22 protein-coding genes are annotated in these 19,036 nt (G+C 45.4%); 18 read left to right on the top strand and 4 right to left on the bottom strand.

Going from position 1 to position 19,036, the window contains the following annotated elements; genetic code table 11:
* Positions 1–26 precede the first annotated feature (26 nt).
* The 3 genes from EDC63_RS15165 to EDC63_RS15155 form a co-directional block, all read right to left on the bottom strand.
* A complete protein-coding gene (locus EDC63_RS15165) occupies positions 27–989 on the bottom strand; it encodes an AAA family ATPase (RefSeq protein WP_124945010.1) in 963 nt (320 codons plus the stop codon).
* Positions 990–1,266: 277 nt separating this feature from the next.
* A complete protein-coding gene (locus tag EDC63_RS15160) occupies positions 1,267–1,866 on the bottom strand; it encodes a histidine phosphatase family protein (protein ID WP_124945009.1) in 600 nt (199 codons plus the stop codon).
* 229 nt (positions 1,867–2,095) lie between these two features.
* Entirely contained in the window at positions 2,096–3,022 is a 927-nt protein-coding gene (locus EDC63_RS15155; RefSeq protein ID WP_124945008.1) for an MBL fold metallo-hydrolase, read from the bottom strand.
* Between the two features lie 137 nt (positions 3,023–3,159).
* Here EDC63_RS15155 and EDC63_RS15150 point away from each other — a divergent pair, with 137 nt between their 5' ends.
* From EDC63_RS15150 to EDC63_RS15135, 4 genes are read left to right on the top strand one after another with little or no spacing between them, the layout of a single operon-like run.
* The gene (locus EDC63_RS15150) at positions 3,160–4,128 is read left to right on the top strand and encodes a chromate resistance protein ChrB domain-containing protein (RefSeq protein WP_124945007.1); all 969 of its coding nucleotides are present in this window, start codon (positions 3,160–3,162) and stop codon (positions 4,126–4,128) included.
* Positions 4,118–5,503, top strand: a complete 1,386-nt coding sequence (chrA, locus tag EDC63_RS15145) for a chromate efflux transporter (protein ID WP_124945006.1) — start codon at positions 4,118–4,120, stop codon at positions 5,501–5,503. The genes EDC63_RS15150 and chrA overlap by 11 nt, the downstream gene beginning before the upstream one ends.
* Positions 5,504–5,515: 12 nt before the next feature.
* A complete protein-coding gene (locus EDC63_RS15140) occupies positions 5,516–5,836 on the top strand; it encodes a rhodanese-like domain-containing protein (protein ID WP_124945005.1) in 321 nt (106 codons plus the stop codon).
* Positions 5,837–5,875: 39 nt separating this feature from the next.
* Positions 5,876–6,328 carry a chromate resistance protein ChrB domain-containing protein gene (locus tag EDC63_RS15135; RefSeq protein ID WP_124945004.1) on the top strand — a complete coding sequence of 151 codons (453 nt, stop codon included), beginning with the start codon at positions 5,876–5,878 and terminating at the stop codon, positions 6,326–6,328.
* Between the two features lie 75 nt (positions 6,329–6,403).
* Here EDC63_RS15135 and moaC read toward each other — a convergent pair whose 3' ends face one another.
* The gene (gene moaC / locus EDC63_RS15130) at positions 6,404–6,880 is read right to left on the bottom strand and encodes a cyclic pyranopterin monophosphate synthase MoaC (RefSeq protein ID WP_124945003.1); all 477 of its coding nucleotides are present in this window, start codon (positions 6,878–6,880) and stop codon (positions 6,404–6,406) included.
* A 54-nt stretch (positions 6,881–6,934) separates the two neighbouring features.
* On the opposite strand from moaC, the gene EDC63_RS15125 reads away from it, so the two are divergent.
* The 14 genes from EDC63_RS15125 to EDC63_RS19000 all read left to right on the top strand — a co-directional run bounded on the left by EDC63_RS15125 (position 6,935) and on the right by EDC63_RS19000 (position 18,958).
* Positions 6,935–8,359 (top strand): M48 family metalloprotease, encoded by a 1,425-nt coding sequence (locus EDC63_RS15125; protein WP_124945002.1) that lies wholly within the window; start codon positions 6,935–6,937, stop codon positions 8,357–8,359.
* Between the two features lie 339 nt (positions 8,360–8,698).
* Positions 8,699–9,073, top strand: coding sequence for a sulfur oxidation c-type cytochrome SoxX (gene soxX / locus EDC63_RS15120; RefSeq protein WP_124945001.1), 375 nt, complete (start codon positions 8,699–8,701; stop codon positions 9,071–9,073).
* 21 nt (positions 9,074–9,094) lie between these two features.
* The gene (soxY, locus tag EDC63_RS15115) at positions 9,095–9,565 is read left to right on the top strand and encodes a thiosulfate oxidation carrier protein SoxY (protein WP_124945000.1); all 471 of its coding nucleotides are present in this window, start codon (positions 9,095–9,097) and stop codon (positions 9,563–9,565) included.
* 34 nt (positions 9,566–9,599) lie between these two features.
* On the top strand, positions 9,600–9,914 hold the full coding sequence (gene soxZ, locus EDC63_RS15110; RefSeq protein WP_124944999.1) for a thiosulfate oxidation carrier complex protein SoxZ: 315 nt from the start codon (positions 9,600–9,602) through the stop codon (positions 9,912–9,914).
* A gap of 66 nt (positions 9,915–9,980) precedes the next feature.
* Positions 9,981–10,811, top strand: coding sequence for a sulfur oxidation c-type cytochrome SoxA (soxA, locus tag EDC63_RS15105; RefSeq protein WP_124944998.1), 831 nt, complete (start codon positions 9,981–9,983; stop codon positions 10,809–10,811).
* A 284-nt stretch (positions 10,812–11,095) separates the two neighbouring features.
* Positions 11,096–12,808: a thiosulfohydrolase SoxB gene (gene soxB / locus EDC63_RS15100; RefSeq protein WP_124944997.1), complete on the top strand. Its 1,713-nt coding sequence runs from the start codon at positions 11,096–11,098 to the stop codon at positions 12,806–12,808.
* Between the two features lie 166 nt (positions 12,809–12,974).
* Positions 12,975–14,123, top strand: a complete 1,149-nt coding sequence (locus tag EDC63_RS15095) for an efflux RND transporter periplasmic adaptor subunit (RefSeq protein WP_124944996.1) — start codon at positions 12,975–12,977, stop codon at positions 14,121–14,123.
* Entirely contained in the window at positions 14,123–14,824 is a 702-nt protein-coding gene (locus EDC63_RS15090) for an ABC transporter ATP-binding protein (protein ID WP_124944995.1), read from the top strand. Before EDC63_RS15095 ends, EDC63_RS15090 begins: the two co-directional genes overlap by 1 nt.
* Positions 14,821–14,952 carry a hypothetical protein gene (locus tag EDC63_RS19005; RefSeq protein ID WP_262982221.1) on the top strand — a complete coding sequence of 44 codons (132 nt, stop codon included), beginning with the start codon at positions 14,821–14,823 and terminating at the stop codon, positions 14,950–14,952. Before EDC63_RS15090 ends, EDC63_RS19005 begins: the two co-directional genes overlap by 4 nt.
* Complete coding sequence (locus EDC63_RS15085) at positions 14,942–16,540, top strand: glycosyltransferase family 39 protein (RefSeq protein WP_124944994.1); 1,599 nt, start codon at positions 14,942–14,944, stop codon at positions 16,538–16,540. Before EDC63_RS19005 ends, EDC63_RS15085 begins: the two co-directional genes overlap by 11 nt.
* A 93-nt stretch (positions 16,541–16,633) precedes the next feature.
* Complete coding sequence (locus EDC63_RS15080) at positions 16,634–17,857, top strand: ABC transporter permease (protein WP_124944993.1); 1,224 nt, start codon at positions 16,634–16,636, stop codon at positions 17,855–17,857.
* A 94-nt stretch (positions 17,858–17,951) separates the two neighbouring features.
* Positions 17,952–18,242, top strand: coding sequence for a nucleotidyltransferase family protein (locus tag EDC63_RS15075; protein WP_124944992.1), 291 nt, complete (start codon positions 17,952–17,954; stop codon positions 18,240–18,242).
* Between the two features lie 110 nt (positions 18,243–18,352).
* Entirely contained in the window at positions 18,353–18,559 is a 207-nt protein-coding gene (locus EDC63_RS18870) for a HepT-like ribonuclease domain-containing protein (RefSeq protein ID WP_223248152.1), read from the top strand.
* Positions 18,560–18,730: 171 nt separating this feature from the next.
* On the top strand, positions 18,731–18,958 hold the full coding sequence (locus EDC63_RS19000; protein WP_262982220.1) for an ABC transporter permease: 228 nt from the start codon (positions 18,731–18,733) through the stop codon (positions 18,956–18,958).
* Positions 18,959–19,036: the final 78 nt, after the last annotated feature.

The raw sequence follows: 19,036 nt of genomic DNA, 5'->3' as shown, positions 1-19,036 counted from the left end.
CCTTTTCAGCAATTCATTTATCCCGTTCAGGGTACTGGCACCACTGCAAGCAGTTTCCGGATTATGTCGTCGCAGGCAATTTTTTCCATGCGTGCTGTGAAGCTGGGAATAATGCGGTGACGCAGACAATCTGGCACAACATCAAATATATCGTCAGGCGTCACAAACCCTCTGCCATTCAGATAGGCTACCGCTGCAGCCGCATGTGCAATAGCCAGCGAACCCCTAGGACTGGCACCGACTTCAATAAACCCTGCATATTCCGGCAACCACTTGCCAATATCCCGCGTGGCGCCAACCAGCGCCACAATATATCCTTCCAGAATGGGGTCTATATGGATTTGCTTCACTTCTTCACGGGCCGCCAATATTGTCTGTACATCTACCCCAGAAGATCCATCCTGCCCCCCCGTGCCTGACAATCGTTCGCGGTCGCGTTGCAATATCAGCAGTTCTTCCTCTGCACTGGGGTAATCAAGTACGACATGCAACAAAAAGCGGTCCAGTTGCGCTTCTGGCAAAGGATAAGTGCCAGCCTGCTCCAGTGGATTTTGCGTTGCCATCACCATGAATAAAGGGGGTAAAGGGCGAGTCACTCCGCCCACTGTAATCTGGCGTTCCTGCATGGCTTCCAGCAATGCCGATTGCACCTTTGCAGGCGCACGGTTAATTTCATCTGCCAGAATAATTTCGTGAAATAACGGGCCTTCAGAAAAACAGAAACTGCCTTCTTGCGGGTTATAAATATCCGTACCGGTCAGATCCCCAGGAAGCAGATCAGGTGTGAACTGGATGCGCCGAAAACTGCCATGCACACCAGATGCCAGCGCCTTTACTGCAGTCGTCTTGGCCAAGCCAGGCAACCCTTCTACCAGAATATGCCCCCCCGTCAACAAGCTGATCACCAGCTTATCAAGCAAATCCTTCTGACCGACGATGACACTTTCCAGATAGTTGCGCAACTCGAGAATTCTGGGCTGATTTAGCATAAACTTTCCTGCAATTTAAATTTAGGTCGAATCTATAAGTACCGTTTCAAACGCCATAGCTCGTCTACTAGCGTTCACATTGTGCTTTCCCAATTTGGGCCCCGCTTTTCACGATATTCACTCAATTTGGATATCAGATGCAAACCTTTTCTTGACTACTTCCCCGGGTTCATACCGCTATCTGCTACTTGATACATCAAGCCGGTCACACTTAAATACCTTGGTGCGAATCAGATTCCCTGTTAGGGAAAAGCTTTAACACAACTGACTAAGCCAATCAAATGGATGCTTCCCATCGCACCACACCGATTTCCTCAAATTTATCACCGCCCGCAGGTTGCAAAACCAGAAAATCTGATTGCTTGAGTAATTCAAATGAAACTGCGTTTATGTTAGGTTCATGCGTAATCAAAACAAGGTTTCCCTTCCCTGAGTAAGAGCCGATGATTTGATTCAATTTTTTTGTCTGCGCAGCGGCATCTTCAGGTGCACGCAGTTCAAGTACATAGAGATACTCTACCGGAGTTCCGCCACCAAAAGCGATTTTTGCCGTATCGGTGGTGCGGCAAAACGGGCTATGCCGAACTTCAGCTATCTGAATATTTCGGTCTCGAAACATCTTTCCTAATGCTCTAGCTACATTCTCGCCCTCAGCTGAAAGATTTCGCTCTTTTTTGCAGGATGAATCCCGCAGCATTAGGCTGCCGTTTTCCTGCCCTGCAACAACAGCCGCGTGACGCATGAGTACGACCTTCCCGCCTTCAGCAAGCTTTTGCCACGCATCATCATTATTTGCGTATGTGTTATTTGCGCAAAACAATGCCGTAACGCTAAGAATACTCACACATAAGACGCGAAAATTCAGTTTTGATATCATTTTTATTCCCCTAAAAAAGCGTACTTATAACTGCTATTTATTTAACATAACTGAATTTATTTAACTCAGTCACCTCCACCGCATACCCCCACATCCATTGCCACCTGAAACCACTATCAGAAGCATCCCGCAAATCCATCCATACCTCCACTGAAGCCGCTACCACTCCCAAATTCGCCACCACAATAAACAGAACTGCCCATTAATATATAAATGAGCACCAAGTCGGCTAAAACGATTCTTGTTCCATCTCGGTGAAAATCTGATTCACATTTCGCCGCGACAACAAATCAAAATTCACCAAGTATCTGAATTTTGACTGGTCAATTTTCTCAACAGCTTCTTGCAACGATGCACCTTTATCCTGCATTTTTTTAATTGCCGTGCGATTGAAAACCAGATAATCCCGGGTATCTCGCGTTGCCTGCTGAACGTTAGTCTGCTTTCCATGACCGGGCACAATGCGCTTTGGCCCAAGTGCCATGGCACTATCAAACGCTTTAACCCAACCACCACTATTACCAATAGGTATTACAGCCAAGAGCCGTTCAGTGAAAACCAGATCGCCAGAGAACAACACTTTTTGCTGGGGCAACCATACAACCATATCGCCAGCCGTATGGGCAGAACCAAACGAAATCAGCTGAAAAACCACGCTCCCCAATTTGATCTCACGCTTGTCCTGAAACAATTCAGAAGGATAGGTAATTTGTGTACCCGCCGCTTTGTCTTTGAGCACACCTTTCAGCGATGCAAGTTGCATCTCGCCCATCTCATGCATGAGGCGTCCTGCTTCCTTGTGCGCAATAATGGGAATATTCAAAGATTGGAAATAGGCATTCCCAAGCCAGTAATGACTTTGTGAATTAACATTAATCACCCACTTAACTGGTTGGGGGGTAATTTTCCGGATCGCAGCATGCAGCGCCTTCGCCACGCGTGTACTCGGACCGCTATTGATGATAACCACACCTTCAGGCGTAACCACAAAACCTAAATTACTGTTTAAGCCATCGTTCTCATACGATTGCCCACCGATATCCCCAATCACTGCGTATATATTGGGAGAGACTTGCACAGGCTTAAGCAGCAGGTCATCTGCAACAATCTGCGCAGACCAGAAAATGAGAAAAGTAAAGATAATGCGTTTAATCATGGCTTCCTCAATTGACGAACCGGCTGATGGGCCAACAAAAATTAGCCACCAACAGCATTCAAACCGGTTTTGATAAAGCACTCTCGCACCCGACAATAGTATTGTCAATAGTACAACAGTACTGTAGCATATCCTACATGACCACTTCACTGCATTGGCTTTCACTTATTATCAGCCTCCCGACTCAAAATGCCACTGCCCGCATGCGCATCTGGCGCGCACTAAAAAGCAGCGGATGTGGTGTACTCCGCGATGGTGTTTATTTGTTGCCGGAAATTGAATCCGCTGGATCCATCCTGCACAAACAGGCACAGGAAGTAATGCAGGCTGGCGGAAGCGCCTATGTGCTTAAACTCAGTTCAACCAGTCCGGAACAAGATATCACTTTCCGTACATTATTCGACCGAACCAATGAATATGCCGCATTAAAACAGGAAATTGACGAACTTCGGGCAACATTTGAATCTCAAAGTATTCCAACCTCCAGACGATCTTTACAACGATTGAGCAGAGATTTCGCAGCACTTTCTGGCATCGATTTTTTCCCAGGCCCCGCTCAAGATCAAACCAGCACAGCACTTGCTCAAGCCACAGCAGAATTCTCCGCCCTCTCCAACCCGGACGAACCCACACCTGCTACCGGTAAGATCAAACGACTTAACAAAGAAAAACACCAAAACCGCATTTGGGCAACCAGAAAGCGACTCTGGGTAGATCGCATGGCCAGTGCATGGTTAATCAAACGATTTATAGACCAGAATGCAAAATTTTTATGGCTGGATAAACCCGGGAATTGCCCAAAAAATGCCTCGGGTTTTGATTTTGACGGCGCAACCTTTACCCACGTGGGTTCGATGGTCACTTTTGAGGTACTCATGCATTCTTTCAGCCTGGAAACTGACCCGGCCTTGGCGCGTTTAGCTGCGACAGTGCATTTCCTTGATGTTGGCGGCATTCCTGTAGCTGAAGCTGCAGGCTTGGAAATGATTTTAAAAGGCACAAAAGAACGTTGCTTAGACGACGACATGCTACTGAATGACGCATCAACACTATTCGATGATCTGTATGCAGCTTATACCAACGAGGAGAAACCCCATGGCCAATGAAACCACCCCCACCACCGCGCCACCACCCGTTTCATTTACCGAGGCGTTCCTCTACTGGCTCAAACTGGGTTTCATCAGTTTCGGCGGACCGGCAGGGCAGATCTCCATGATGCATCAGGAACTGGTAGAACGCCGACGTTGGATTTCCGAGCACCGTTTTCTCCATGCACTCAACTATTGCATGGTATTGCCAGGGCCAGAAGCTCAGCAACTTGCCACTTACATCGGCTGGCTGATGCATGGAGTTAAAGGGGGAATAATGGCTGGGGTGCTATTTGTCCTGCCCTCCCTTTTCATCCTGATTGCGCTCACATGGATCTATCTGGCTTACGGTAACGTCCCTGAAGTTGCCGGGATTTTATATGGGATTAAACCCGCAGTAACTGCCATTGTTGTATTCGCCGCTTATCGCATTGGCTCACGCGCTCTCAAAAACGGGATTCTATGGGCTATCGCTGCTGCAGCTTTTGTTGCAATATTTGCGCTGAACATCCCGTTCCCTGTCATCGTTCTTGCTGCGGGCATCATTGGTTACATCGGCAGCAGGATTGCGCCAAATAAATTCAAGGCTGGGGGCGGTCATGGCGCTTCTGATAAAAGTTTTGGGCCTGCCATTATAGATGACCACACCCCTACCCCCGAGCATACCACATTCAAATGGTCACGTCTGATGGTGTTAGCTGTAGTTGGCTTGGCTATATGGACCGCCATCATGAGCGCGCTTGCTGCAACTTATGGCTGGCAAGGTGCGCTCACCCAGATGGGCTGGTTCTTTACCAAAGCTGCGCTGGTAACTTTTGGCGGTGCGTACGCAGTGCTGCCTTATGTGTACCAAGGAGGCGTAGAACATTACCAATGGCTGACCGGCACACAAATGATAGACGGTTTGGCTTTGGGTGAAACCACTCCCGGCCCGCTGATCATGGTCGTTGCCTTTGTCGGATTTGTCGGGGGCTGGACCAAAGCGCTGTTTGGCGTAGACAATCTTTTTTTAGGCGGCGCCGCGGGTGCTACAGTCGCGACCATTTTCACCTTTTTGCCATCCTTCCTGTTTATTCTTATTGGTGGACCATTAGTGGAGTCCACTCACGGCGATCTGAAATTCACAGCACCTCTCACCGGCATTACGGCAGCGGTCGTCGGTGTCATTCTAAATCTTGCTGTATTTTTTGCTTACCATGTTCTTTGGCCACACGGATTGTCACAACCCCTCACCTTTTCAACCTTGCTATCCGGTTTTGAATGGTTCAGTGCGCTGATCGGAGTAGCCGCATTTATTGCTCTGTTCCGATACAAAATCGGAATCATGCAGGTAATTGGCGCTTGTGCCGCCATTGGTCTCATCTTTTCATACATTAAACCCCTCTTTGTTTAAGGAGCGAATTAAATGAGCAGAACCATCAGCATTCCGGAGTTTAAATCTATTTTTGGCGACAAATCCCTGACAATCATCGATGTTCGTCGCAAAGCAGATTTATCAACTGTCGACACTGCCATTCAGGGCGCCACTTGGCATGACCCTGAACAAATCAGCACCTGGAGCGATACCTTGCCCCGAGATCAGGAAATCGTTTTATATTGCGTTCGCGGTGGATCTGTCAGCAATGCGGTTGTTGACACACTGCAGGCAAAAGGTCTGAAAGCACGCTACATTGAGGGCGGCATTGCCGCCTGGAAAGATGCAGGTGGTGATGTCACTCAAAAATAACAGCCTGAATCTACTGCTGGTATTGAAAGGAGATATAAAATGAAATGGGTCACCAGAGAACGTCCAAAAATTGATCGCATCGCTTGCCCATGGTTAATTAATCGATTCATCGACAAAAATGCCGAGTTTTTGTATGTCCCTGCACCAGATGTACTCAAAGTAGCCTCTGAAACCGGTGCGGTACCCTATGACATACCCGGTGTAGAAATGGGGCACGAAGGTGAGTTATGCAGTTTTGATGCATTTCTGAAAAAATACGAACTGAAAACACTGGCCTTGCAACAACTGGCTATGATCGTCCGCGCTGCAGATACCGACCGTCTGGACCTGGCTCCCCAGGCAGCAGGCTTGCTTGCCATCTCATTAGGGCTATCACGCAATTTCCAGAATGACCACGAAATGTTGCAACAGGGAATGATCATGTACGATGCGCTTTACGCGTGGTGCCAGTCACTTCAGGGAGAAACGCATAACTGGGTACCCAAAGCTTAATTCAGTGAACATAAAGACAAGCTGGGATTCATAACTGCTCTCAGCTCGCCTTTCACCACTTCACAGAATACAACATTAATCCCGCACCCAGTGTCCCGACTTGCCACCCAGCTTTTCCATTAAACAAATCCCCTCCATGCGCATACCCCTGTCCACTGCTTTACACATATCATAAACAGTTAACAATGCAACGCTCACAGCAGTCAGCGCTTCCATTTCCACGCCGGTGCGACCCACGGTTTCAGCAGTCACAACACACTCAATAGAAGAAGTCGGCTCAGAAATATTGAATTCAACAGCCACCTTGGTTAAAAAAATAGGATGACAAAGGGGAATTAACTCTGAGGTACGTTTAGATCCTTGAATAGCAGCGATACGCGCCACACCCAGCACATCCCCTTTTTTGCTGTCACCAGCCAGAATCATTTGCAAGGTTTCAGGTTGCATCACAATTGAACCCACAGCACGGGCGACTCGGTGCGTTTCATTTTTCTCGCCAATGCCCACCATATGCGCCTGGCCCTGGGCATCAAAATGCGTAAATTGACTCATATTTTTTATTGCACCTCTATAGGAACTATTACTTACTATGGCTATCATAGCACCATGCGAATACTCTATCTATTGGCTCTGCTAGCCAGTTTTATCCCTTCCTCAATGGCAGACGGGCTTCCTGACCTTGGAGAAGCCTCTCAATCCGCATTTTCACCGCAACAGGAACGCCGCATTGGCGATGCCATCATGCGCGATATCTATCGAGATTCACATTATCTGGACGATGCTGAAGTGTCTGAATACTTGAACAATCTGGGTTATCGCCTTGTTTCTCACAGCCCGGACAACCAGCGCGATTTTGAATTTTTCGCCATCAAAGATGGCACACTCAACGCTTTTGCTTTACCTGGCGGCTACATTGGCGTGCATACCGGCCTGATACTGGCTGCTCAAAACGAATCTGAACTCGCCGGGGTACTTGCCCACGAAATTGCTCACGTAACGCAGCGCCATCTTGCACGCTTAATTGCCGGCCAGCAACAAAGCACGCTGCCCTCACTGGCTGCTCTTGCTCTGGCAATTCTTGCTTCCCGATCCAACCCCCAATTAGCCAGTGCAGCTATCACAACAGTGCAGGCAAAAAGCATCCAGAACCAGCTGGATTTTACCCGTGACCATGAAAAAGAAGCTGATCGCATTGGATTTCAGATAATGAAACAATCAGGTTTTGACACAAATGGCATGTCGAATTTTTTTGAACGCCTGCAAAAATATAATCGTGTCTACGAAAACAATGCTCCAGAATATTTGCGAACTCACCCACTCACCAATGACCGCATAGCTGACATGCAAAACAGAGCCGCCAACATACCCTATCGGCAAGTGCCTGACAGTATGGATTTCCAGTTGATTCGCGCAAAACTTCGCGCTTTTCAAGGGCACCCCGAACAGGCTATTGCCTCCTTTAAAGAAATCCTGAATGACAAAAAATATACCTACGAAGCCTCCGCACATTTCGGTTTAGCTAACGCTTACATGCGCGCGAGAAATTTTGCAGGCGCAAACAATGAACTGAACATCCTGAAAAAATCAAATGTGAATAACGCGATGGTTGCCAATTTTGAAGCCCAGCTCAAAATAGCCGTAGGTCAACCCGAATCCGCTACAGAGTTATACAGAGCCGCCTTTAAACATTACCCGGGTAATCGTGCAATAGCCTATGGCTATGCAGAATCTTTGCTACAAGGTAAACACAGCAGAGAGGCGCTGCAGTTAATTCAAGATCAACTGCGCTCATACCCAAGCGACGCAAAACTGTATGACCTGCAAGCACAAGGCTACGCTGCTCAGGGGAAAAATTTATTGCAACACCAGTCATTGGCTGAAGCCTATTTCAGAAGAGGCAATTTAACCGCCGCAATTGAGCAGCTTCAAATTGCACAAAAAACGAAAGATGGCGATTTTTACCAGGCATCAATTATCGAGGCCAGAATGAAAGAATTAAGAGCACTCGATGCAGAATCAAAAAAACAATAAGAAGCCTGCAAGTACCATGCAGCTTTTTCACAAAACGCCAGGCACAATTAAAAAAAAGATCACAACCCTTTGACTTCTAAAAAGAAGGCCATACTGAAATCTACATTAAATGATATGCAGAACATACATATTAGCATAAATTAATATTATTATTTTTCTAGTAGCATAATACTACCTATTGATTAATATGATTAATTTTTTAAATAAATTTTGGACAACCTCATAAAAATTCAGTATGCTTTTATCCATGCAACAAATGAAGCAATTCTCTTGGCCTACTCTCTGGAAAAGGTAAGTCAAACGTTGTAGAGAAAATCATAATATTAAAGGAGGATTAAAATGCAAAAGCGCAAATCTTTAATTCTGGCGGCAAGCATCGCCACCATACTTGCTGCCACAGGGATAACAACCGCATATGCTGCTGATGCACCTGCTAAGGAAGTAACAGGTAAAGACATTTCTTTTGACAAATCTAAAGGCAATTGCCTGGCATGCCACGCAATGCCAAATATTCCAGATGCAGAAGCACCCGGCAATATTGCGCCACCCCTGATTGCAATGAAAGCACGCTTCCCTGATCGTGCAAAGCTTCGTGCCCAAATTTGGAACGCAATGGATAACAATCCAAAAACATCCATGCCTCCATTCGGCAAACACAAAATTTTAACTGAACAAGAAATCGATAAAGTCACCGACTTTATTCACAGTCTTTGATTGATATAGGAGAGGAAATCCATGAATTCATTTCGCAGAACATTTCTAAAAGGCACAGGTGCTGCTGGCACGGTTGCAATCGCTATTGCTGCCGGTCTGCTGAAGCCAACACAAGTGCTTGCAGCTGAATGGAACAAAGACGCATTTGGCGCTAAAAGCGTCAGTGATGCATTAAAAAGCATGGGTGCCAGTGCACCTGTAGATAGCAAAGACATTTCAATTAAAGCACCAGACATTGCTGAAAACGGTGCTGTAGTGCCAGTGGAAATAACCAGCAAAATTGCCGGCACAACATCCATCGCTATCATGGCAGAGAAAAATGCCAATCCGCTTGTAGCCAACTTTAATCTTTCCAACGGAGCTGAAGGCTACGTTTCCACCCGTATCAAGATGGGTCAGACCTCACTGGTTCGCGCTGTAGTTAAGGCTGGCGGCAAGACTTACACTGCTGCTAAAGAAGTGAAAGTGACCATCGGTGGATGTGGCGGTTAAACGTTAAAAACTCATTACTGAAAGGAATATAAAAATGGCAGATGCAATGAAAATCCGTGCAACAGCACAAGGTGACTCAGCAGATATTAAAGTATTGATGAATCACGTAATGGAAACCGGACTGCGTAAAGATGCTAAAACCGGACAGCTTATTCCGGCGCACTTCATCCAGAACGTGTCAGCAAGCGTTAACGGTAAAGAAGTACTGGATGCACAATGGGGCGGCGCCATTTCAAAGAACCCCTACCTGGGCTTCAAAGTTAAAGGTGCTAAGGCAGGCGATAAAGTAGTCGTCAATTGGGAAGACAACAAGGGTGAAAAAAACACCGTTGAAGCTACTGTCAGCTAAACCCTCAGCATGCGGATTTGCTTGCAAAGCCCGCATGCCACGAATACTTATAATTAGGAGGATAGTATGAAAAAACTACTGCTCACTCTCGCAAGTGCTGGCCTCTTAGCCGGTTCACTTGCTGCACATGCAACACCAGAACAAGATCGTCAGCAACTTCTAGATCATTTCAAAAAAGCCTTTCCAAAAGTTGTTTATGACGATTATGTCTATGGCGCGCTGGCTTTTGATGCGGACTCGAAAGCGCAATACGATAGCATCATGGAGTTCCCTCCCTTCCTGACTGACATAGAAAAAGGTCAGAAAATGTGGGAAACACCATTCAAAAATGGCAAAACCTATGCAAGTTGCTTGCCCAATGGTGGCAAAAACATTGCTGGCAATTACCCCATGTTTGATGACAAAACAGGTAAAGTTGTAACACTGGAAGGTGCCATCAACAAATGCCGTACCGACAATGGCGAAGCAGCATTTGATTTAGGCGACATGAAAGGTATTGGTACATTGACCTCATACATGCGTACTTTGTCAGATGGTATGCTCATGAATGTCAAAGTTGAAGGTCCAGCAGCTACCGCAGCTTATGAAGCTGGTAAACACCACTTCTATGCACGCCGTGGTCAACTGAACTTCTCATGTGCTACTTGCCACGTTGATAACGCAGGAAATCGCATCCGTTCAGAAATGCTATCCCCGGTTCTTGGGCAAGCAACACACTGGCCGGTATTCCGCGGTGGCGACAAACTTGTCACGTTGCACGATCGTTATCAGGGTTGCAACAAACAAGTTCGTGCAGTCCCGTTCAAGGAAGGTAGTGAAGAATATAATAATCTGGAGTATTTCCACTCCTTTGTCAGCAACGGTTTACCAATGAAAGCATCTGTTTTCCGCAAGTAATTAGCCGTTAAATCACAAAGCTTGGATGAATTTCATCCAAGCTTTGTTTTTATATAAAACAATATTCCATTTCTTATTAACCATCTTCAAAATAATCACAAGGTTAGTAGGTATAGACCATTTACTTGGCGCCCATAACAAATAAAATAACACTTGGCATAGATTTAAAGTTCACTCGCATTAATCGAGTGAACGATGAAAACAAAACCAGATAAAACTATTTAGTTGCGCATGCTATCCATAAGATTTAAGCATCCAACATTTTCTTCAGGAGTTTCGACTATATGTCCATGAACCGTCGCGAATTTATGCAACTACTTGCCGTGGCTTCCGCGTCGGGCTTTGCATTGGATAGCAAGCAAGCCCTTGCTGGCAACATACCAAGTAATTTTTACGAACTGCCAAAATTCGGTAACGTATCAGTCATGCATTTTACTGACTGCCACGCGCAACTGCTGCCTATTTATTTTCGCGAACCCAATGTAAACATTGGCGTAGGCGCCAGCGTTGGCAAACCGCCTCATTTAGTAGGCGAAAACCTGCTCAAGCATTATGGTTTCAAACCCAACACACCTGAGTCACATGCATTTACCTACCTCAACTTCGAACAGGCCTCAAAAACCTACGGTAAAGTAGGTGGATTTGCCCACCTGGCGAGCCTGGTTAAAAATATTCGCGCTCAACGCCCAGGCGCGCTGCTGCTTGACGGTGGAGATACATGGCAAGGTTCTGCCACATCACTCTGGACCAATGGTCAGGATATGGTTGATGCCTGTAAACTGCTTGGCGTTAACGTCATGACAGGCCACTGGGAATTCACTTTTGGTGCAGACCGTGTAAAACACATTGTCGACAATGATTTCAAAGGCAACCTGGATTTTGTTGCACAGAATATTAAAACCAATGATTTTGGTGACCAGGTATTCAAGCCTTATGTCATGAAGCACATGAATGGTGTACCTGTTGCCATTATCGGCCAGGCTTTCCCCTATACACCAATCGCCAATCCGCGCTACCTGGTGCCTGACTGGAGCTTCGGTATTCAGGACGACAACATGCAAAAAGTCGTTGATGAAGCACGCTCCAAAGGCGCGCAAGTCGTCATTGTGCTATCCCACAATGGCATGGACGTTGATCTGAAAATGGCAAGCCGCGTAACCGGTATTGACGCTATCATGGGCGGGCATACCCACGACGGTATTCCAGCCCCTTCAATTATCAAAAATGCAAAAGGTCAAACTCTCGTAACCAATGCCGGTTCCAACGGCAAGTTCCTGGGCGTGCTGGATTTTGACGTTCGAGGTGGTAAGGTTCAGGGTTATAAATACAAGCTGCTGCCAGTGTTCTCGAACCTGATTGAACCAGATAAGGCAATGGAAAGCCTGATCAAGAAAGTACGCGCACCGTATGAAGCCAAGCTTAATGAAAAGCTGGCCATCACTGAAGACACGCTCTATCGTCGAGGTAATTTCAACGGCACGTTTGATCAGTTAATTCTGGATGCCATGATGGAAGTCAAAGGTGCTGATCTCGCATTCTCTCCTGGCTTCCGTTGGGGCACATCATTACTGGCAGGTGACACCATCACAATGGAACGCCTGATGGATCAGACAGCAATTACTTACCCGACCAGCACCTTGAACGAAATGACAGGTGAAAACGTCAAAGCCATCATGGAAGACGTATGTGACAATCTGTTCAATCCAGATCCTTACTACCAGCAAGGTGGTGACATGGTCAGGGTGGGCGGTCTGCAATATACCTGCAATCCTAACCAAAAAATTGGCAGCCGTATCAGCAACATGATGCTTAATGGCAAACCGCTTAGCCCTACCAAAACTTACTTAGTAGCAGGTTGGGCACCTGTTGGTGAAGTCAAGGGCGAACCAATCTGGGACGTAGTCGCAACCTATCTGCGTGACAAGAAAGTGATTAAGCCCCGCAAACTGAACCTGCCTAAGCTGGTCGGCATGGATAAAAATCCTGGTATTGCTTAAACCCGCAACAACTCAAAAAAGGGGCCATTGGCCCCTTTTTTGTTAAAGCCAGATGAATATTCACCTTCACCGCCCGTTCGTGCTACTATTTTCACCATCAAAAGTCTGAACTCTTTTACAGTCAGACAACTCCAATAAGGGTCTTCACCGCTTTTTATTTAAAACCATGTCAAAATCCATTTTTAGCCGTAACAAGTTTCTAGTCGTACTACTGTTCATCATCATTGCATCTGGTATTGGTTATGCCTTAAAAGACAAACAAGAGACTGGTAAAGATAAATACAAAACCAAAACGGTAAGCCGGGGCGACATCATCCAAGCTATCTCGGCCAATGGCACACTCAACCCGGTCGTCATTGTAAACGTTGGCACACAGGTTTCTGGTACAGTGCAAAAACTGCATGCGGATTTCAATGACCACGTGAACAATGGACAGATACTGGCAGAGCTCGATCCATCCCTTTTTCAGGCTCAAATTGCTCAGGATCAGGCCAATCTGTTGAATGCCGAATCTTCACTTAAATATGCGCGCATAAAAGAACAGCGCACCCAGTTATTAACACAGAAAAACTTCATCTCTGCCGCCGATCTGGATTCAGCCAAACAAGTAAGGGAATCCGCTCAGGCGCAAGTTGCAGTGGCAAAAGCCCAATTGGAACGTAACCGTACCAATTTACGCTACACCATTATCCGTTCACCCATTTCTGGCGTTGTCGTCGCGCGCAATGTCGATCTTGGCCAAACCGTTGCAGCCAGTTTTCAGACTCCTACCTTATTCCAGATAGCTCAGGATTTAAGTCAAATGCAGATTGATACCAGCATTGCTGAGGCGGATGTGGGGGCAGTGCATATTGGTCAGTCAGTCCGCTTCACCGTAGATTCTTTTCCTGATGTTAATTTTGCCGGCACCGTTAAACAGGTTCGCCTCAACCCCACTATCCAGCAAAATGTGGTGACGTATAATGTGATTGTTGCTGTCAACAATGCTGAAGGCCGACTTATGCCCGGCATGACTGCCCACGTATTTATAACCGTGGCCAAACAGGAAAATGTACTGCGCGCCCCCAATGCTGCACTGCGTTACAAACCAAAAGATGAGGATGAGCCTAAACGCAGCAAAAAAGAATCCGGTTCAACTGTATACCAATTAAGCCCGGAAGGAAAAGCGCTCCCTGTTGCTGTAAAAACGGGCATTACCGACAATACTTATACTGAAATTACTGGTGGCGAAATCAAAGCAGACGATAAACTGATTATCCGCGAATTATCATCTGACAAAAAGAAAGATGGTGGCTTTAAAATGCGGGCGTTCTAATGGGCTCAACTCCGCTCATTCAGGTAGACCATCTCACTAAACGTTATGAAACATCGGCTGATGCCACGCCCGTATTGAAAGACATCAGCCTGACCATCAATTCAGGTGAATTTGTTGCCATTATGGGGCCTTCAGGGTCTGGCAAATCCACCTTTATGAATATCCTGGGATGTCTGGATACGCCCACCGATGGTAAATACACCTTAAACAACCGGGATGTATCCCAAATGAACGTTGATGAACTCGCCCAGTTACGCAACCAGACCATTGGCTTTGTATTCCAGGGATTCAATCTGCTCAAACGGGTGGCTGCAGTAGATAATGTTGCCTTGCCGTTGCTTTATGCCGGTATCGGCAAAGCCGAACGCAATCAGCGTGCCACAGAATTACTTGAACAAACAGGATTAGGTCGTTTTACCCAATCTCTGCCAAATCAACTTTCTGGCGGTCAGCAGCAGCGTGTAGCCATTGCTCGCGCGCTTGCCAATCAACCCAAACTTATTTTGGCTGACGAACCCACCGGAAATCTGGACACGCAAACTGGCAGTGAAGTCATGGACATATTTACCCGACTGAACAAAGAACAGGGCATCACCATCATTCTCGTCACTCACGAGGCAGATATCGCCCACTACGCCCACCGACTGGTCAAATTTGTGGATGGTAAAATCGTCCATGATGGTGGAGTGCAGGCAGCATGAATAAGTTTGCCTTAATTGCTGAAGCATGGGGTGCTATGGCTTTTAATCTCATGCGCGCAGGACTAATTATACGTTGCATGATTAGTGGTTTGGCAACCAAATACCGTAAGGGTATCCATGTTCAATAAAAACCAACACCTCATGCAAGCTAATATGAGTACCGCCCTCAACCCAAGAACCCCAAGACTACTCTTGGCCGTAATTATATTGGCAATATGTGGTGTTTTTATTCATGGTCTTTATGGTTACTCAGGCGTAGATCTCGTAAGTGTGCATGCTTTTGGAAGTGACGATGCTTATATTTCGTATCGCTATGCAAAAAATCTTTTCGATGGCTATGGTTTAGTTTTCAATCCAAATGAGTATGTTGAAGGATACTCGAATTTTCTTTATACATTGCTACTTACACCTGCATTTTGGTTGCCCCAGTTACCTATTTATATATACAGCCTTACCTTAAACGCTATCTTGCTCGCCCTAGCAATTGCTATATTTCATCATAAGCTGAAAAAGCAGTTTTCTGAGCAACAAAGCATTGTCGGATCGACGTTGTTAGCTGCCAATCCTTTCATATGGGCAAATGCTGCTACAGGGTTGGAAACAATGCTAGTTCTAGTCACTACCCTTCTTATCTGGGTATCAGTTGATACTTATATAAAAACAGGTAAACGGCTAGATTTCTTCTACTGGCTATTTTTTGTAGCAATCTCTATTCTTGTAAGGATTGATGGTTTTTTATTACCACTAATTGGGATCATTTACCTTTTCATAAAAGAAAAACATAAATCAGCAATTGTTAGTTTAATATTTGTTTCTACACTGATGGTGATTTATACCATTTGGCGGCTATACTACTATCAAGACATTATTGGAAACACATATTACGCAAAAGTTTCCGGAGATATCTTAGATAGAGTCTCTTCAGGATTTTATTTCCTAAAAGAAAATGCTTTCAGGGGCGGCTTATGGTTATATTTTCTTGCTGTCGTTTTTTCCATATCCAATATCATTAAATCACCATTAATACGCCTCCAGAATATAAATTTCCCATTACTTTACAGTTCGTTATTTTTACTTTACCTAGTTTATATAGGCGGGGATATATATTACGAAAGATTCCTCATTAGCTTTTTTCCTTTTGGAATATATTTACTTCTACTCCATATACCCTCCAATTTTAAAAAACCATATATATATATTATTTTTGCTTGCATATTATTTATCCAAAGCATCCCCGTAATTAAAGATCACAGATTTAATTACCAAAGCAAAAAATATGATGCCTGGATAGAACTTGGATTGTTTTTAAAACAGTATTTTCCCAACACTACTCTTGCAACTGGTGCTGCGGGTAAAATTCCTTATTATTCAGAATTAAGGACCATTGACATTCTTGGTTTAAATGATAAACACATTGGAAAACTCAAAAATTCATTAATCCCATTTCACGTTGGGCACAATAAATATGATCCTCAATATGTGTTTTCATTAAAACCAGATTTAATTGCCACATGGATAGATCCTAACCTTGATATGAGACAAGGTATGTATAAAAAACTTTATCAGAGAGAATACCAATTAAAGTTTCTTGTAAACACAACAAGGGTAAGCCAAAAATCAAATATCATAGATGTAAGTACAGCAGACGAAACAACTATCAATTCATTAATTTCAAACGGGTACAATTACGGAGTTTTATTAAGACTTAAAGAGTAATGGTAAAAAACAACTTCATCACATACTTGTAATTGCAAACTGAAAGTATGTTTTTTTGATGATAAATAGCTCACTACGGGATATCAATTAAACATGAAGAAACTTGCACTTATGGCTGAAGCATGGGGTGCCATGGCCCTCAATCGCATGCGCGCGGGACTCACCATGCTGGGCATGATTATCGGTGTAGCATCAGTGGTACTCATGCTGGCCATCGGCCAAGGGGCGCAATCCACTGTAAACGATTCCATTGCCAGTATGGGTGCCAACCTGTTTATCATACTGTCAGGTGCAACCACTTCCGGCGGCCTGCGTTTTGGTAGCGGTACGACACCCACCCTCACACTGGAAGACAGTCAAGCCATCTCAAAGCTCACCACCATCAAAGCAGTCGCCCCCATTTATTCAGGTACAGCCCAGCTCGCCTATGGTGCAAACAATTGGAGCACATCCGTCAGCGGCACTACACAACAGTACCTTGAAGTACGTAATTGGTCGCTGGATTCAGGACAATCATTCAATGCCAGTGATGTTCGGGCCGCTTCCAAGGTCGTTTTGATCGGCCAGACAGTGGCCAAAAATCTGTTCGGGGAAGAAGACCCCGTAGGTAAAACAATCCGCATCAAAAACAGCCCATTTCTGGTCATCGGCTTATTAAGCAATAAAGGCCAAAGTCTGGATGGCCGCGACCAGGACGACACAGCGCTAGTACCTGTTACTACAGCCCAAACCAAATTATTTGGCAACCCATTCCCAGGAACGGTGCGCTACATCATGGCCCAAGCCATATCCGACAATATGATGGAAGAAGCAGAGCAAGATATTGCACAAGCACTACGCCTTCGCCATCGCATTTCAGTAAACGCAGAAGATGACTTCACCGTCCGAAACCTGGCCGCACTGGCAGAAACCGCCGCCAGCGCCACCAAAGTGCTTTCATTCATGTTAGGCGCCATCGCATCCATTTCCCTTCTTGTAGGCGGTATTGGCATCATGAACATCATGCTGGTCTCCGTCACCGAACGCACCCGTGAAATAGGTATACGCATGGCTATAGGCGCACGCCGCAAGGATATCCTGTTGCAATTCCTGCTGGAAGCCGTCATGATTTGTGTTATGGGTGGTTTGGCAGGCGTATTGCTAGGTGTGATGGGTGCCTGGCTGGTGAGCAAGTTTGCAGAAATGACCGTGGTTGTAACATTGAACTCAATAGGCATTTCATTTTTGTTTGCTGCTGCAACGGGTATTTTCTTTGGATTTTATCCCGCACGTAAAGCTGCTTATTTAAAACCGGTTGAGGCGTTAAGGTATGAATAATTCATTTAATTTAAACAAGTGGAATGCGCTCAAATATTGATACTGCCATTGGAAGTATTAAATTTTTTCACTAACTTTTACAGAATATATCGTTATGAAACCCTCCGAAGCTCTTCGATTCCACCGTGATGCAATCCGCAAGGTAGTGGCATCGCACAACGCCCGAAATGCCCGCGTATTTGGTTCGGTTATCCATGGCGAAGACACTGAGGCAAGTGATCTCGATCTCCTTGTTGATCCCACAGAAAAAACCACCCTGATGGACATCGGCGCGATTCGACATGAACTTCGCAAACTGCTCGGGGTGCCAGTTGATGTGCTGACACCAAAGGCACTTCCAGATAATTTCCGCAGCAGAATACTATCCGAGGCCATTCCGGTATGAATCGTGACACACAACGACTGCCTGACTACCTTGCTCATATCATTGAGGCCATAATAAGAATTCAACACTACACAGAAGATATGGACGAGGTTGTATTCCTTCAAAACTGAATGGTACAGGACGCGGTAATACGTAACATTGAAATTATTGGCGAAGCCAGCCACAACATCGAAGAACGCTTTCCTGAATTTTCAGAACAACACCCAGAATTGCCACTGGCATTTGCATACCAGATGCGCAATGCAGTTGCCCATGGGTATTTAAAGTGGATATGGAAATTGTCTGGAAGACTATTCAGTACGACCTACCAAGTTTAGAGCAACAAACTAAAGTTGTGCTACAGAAACTTGTTGGCCAATCAGATATTAATTCCAAAGACAACTTTTTCAAACCTTAATACCTGCAAATATCATACTCATCTTCTACGCCAAACTCCCACACGAAATCGTCATACGCATAGCTATCGGCCACACCAGAGAGACATCCTGTTGCAATTCCTGCTGGAAGCCGTCATGATTTGTGTCATGGGGGGGTTGGCAGGTGTTCTACTGGGTGTGATGGGTGCCTGGTTGGTGAGCCAGTTTGCAGAAATAACCGTGGTAGTGACATTGAACTCAATAGGCATTTCATTTTTGTTTGCTGCTGCAACGGGTATTTTCTTTGGATTTTATCCTGCACGTAAAGCTGCTTATTTAAAAAGGCGGATTCAAGGATGAAGTGCAATTTTGAGTAATGTTGGTTAAGAGGGCGAGATGCGGTAGCATCCGAGCCTTTTTGACCAGCCAGTCGAAATT

Origin of the sequence: Sulfurirhabdus autotrophica, from assembly GCF_004346685.1 — a bacterium.
Classification (GTDB): domain Bacteria; phylum Pseudomonadota; class Gammaproteobacteria; order Burkholderiales; family SMCO01; genus Sulfurirhabdus; species Sulfurirhabdus autotrophica.
Note: the sequence above shows the minus strand (reverse complement) of the source record. Positions and strands in the feature narration are given on the sequence as shown.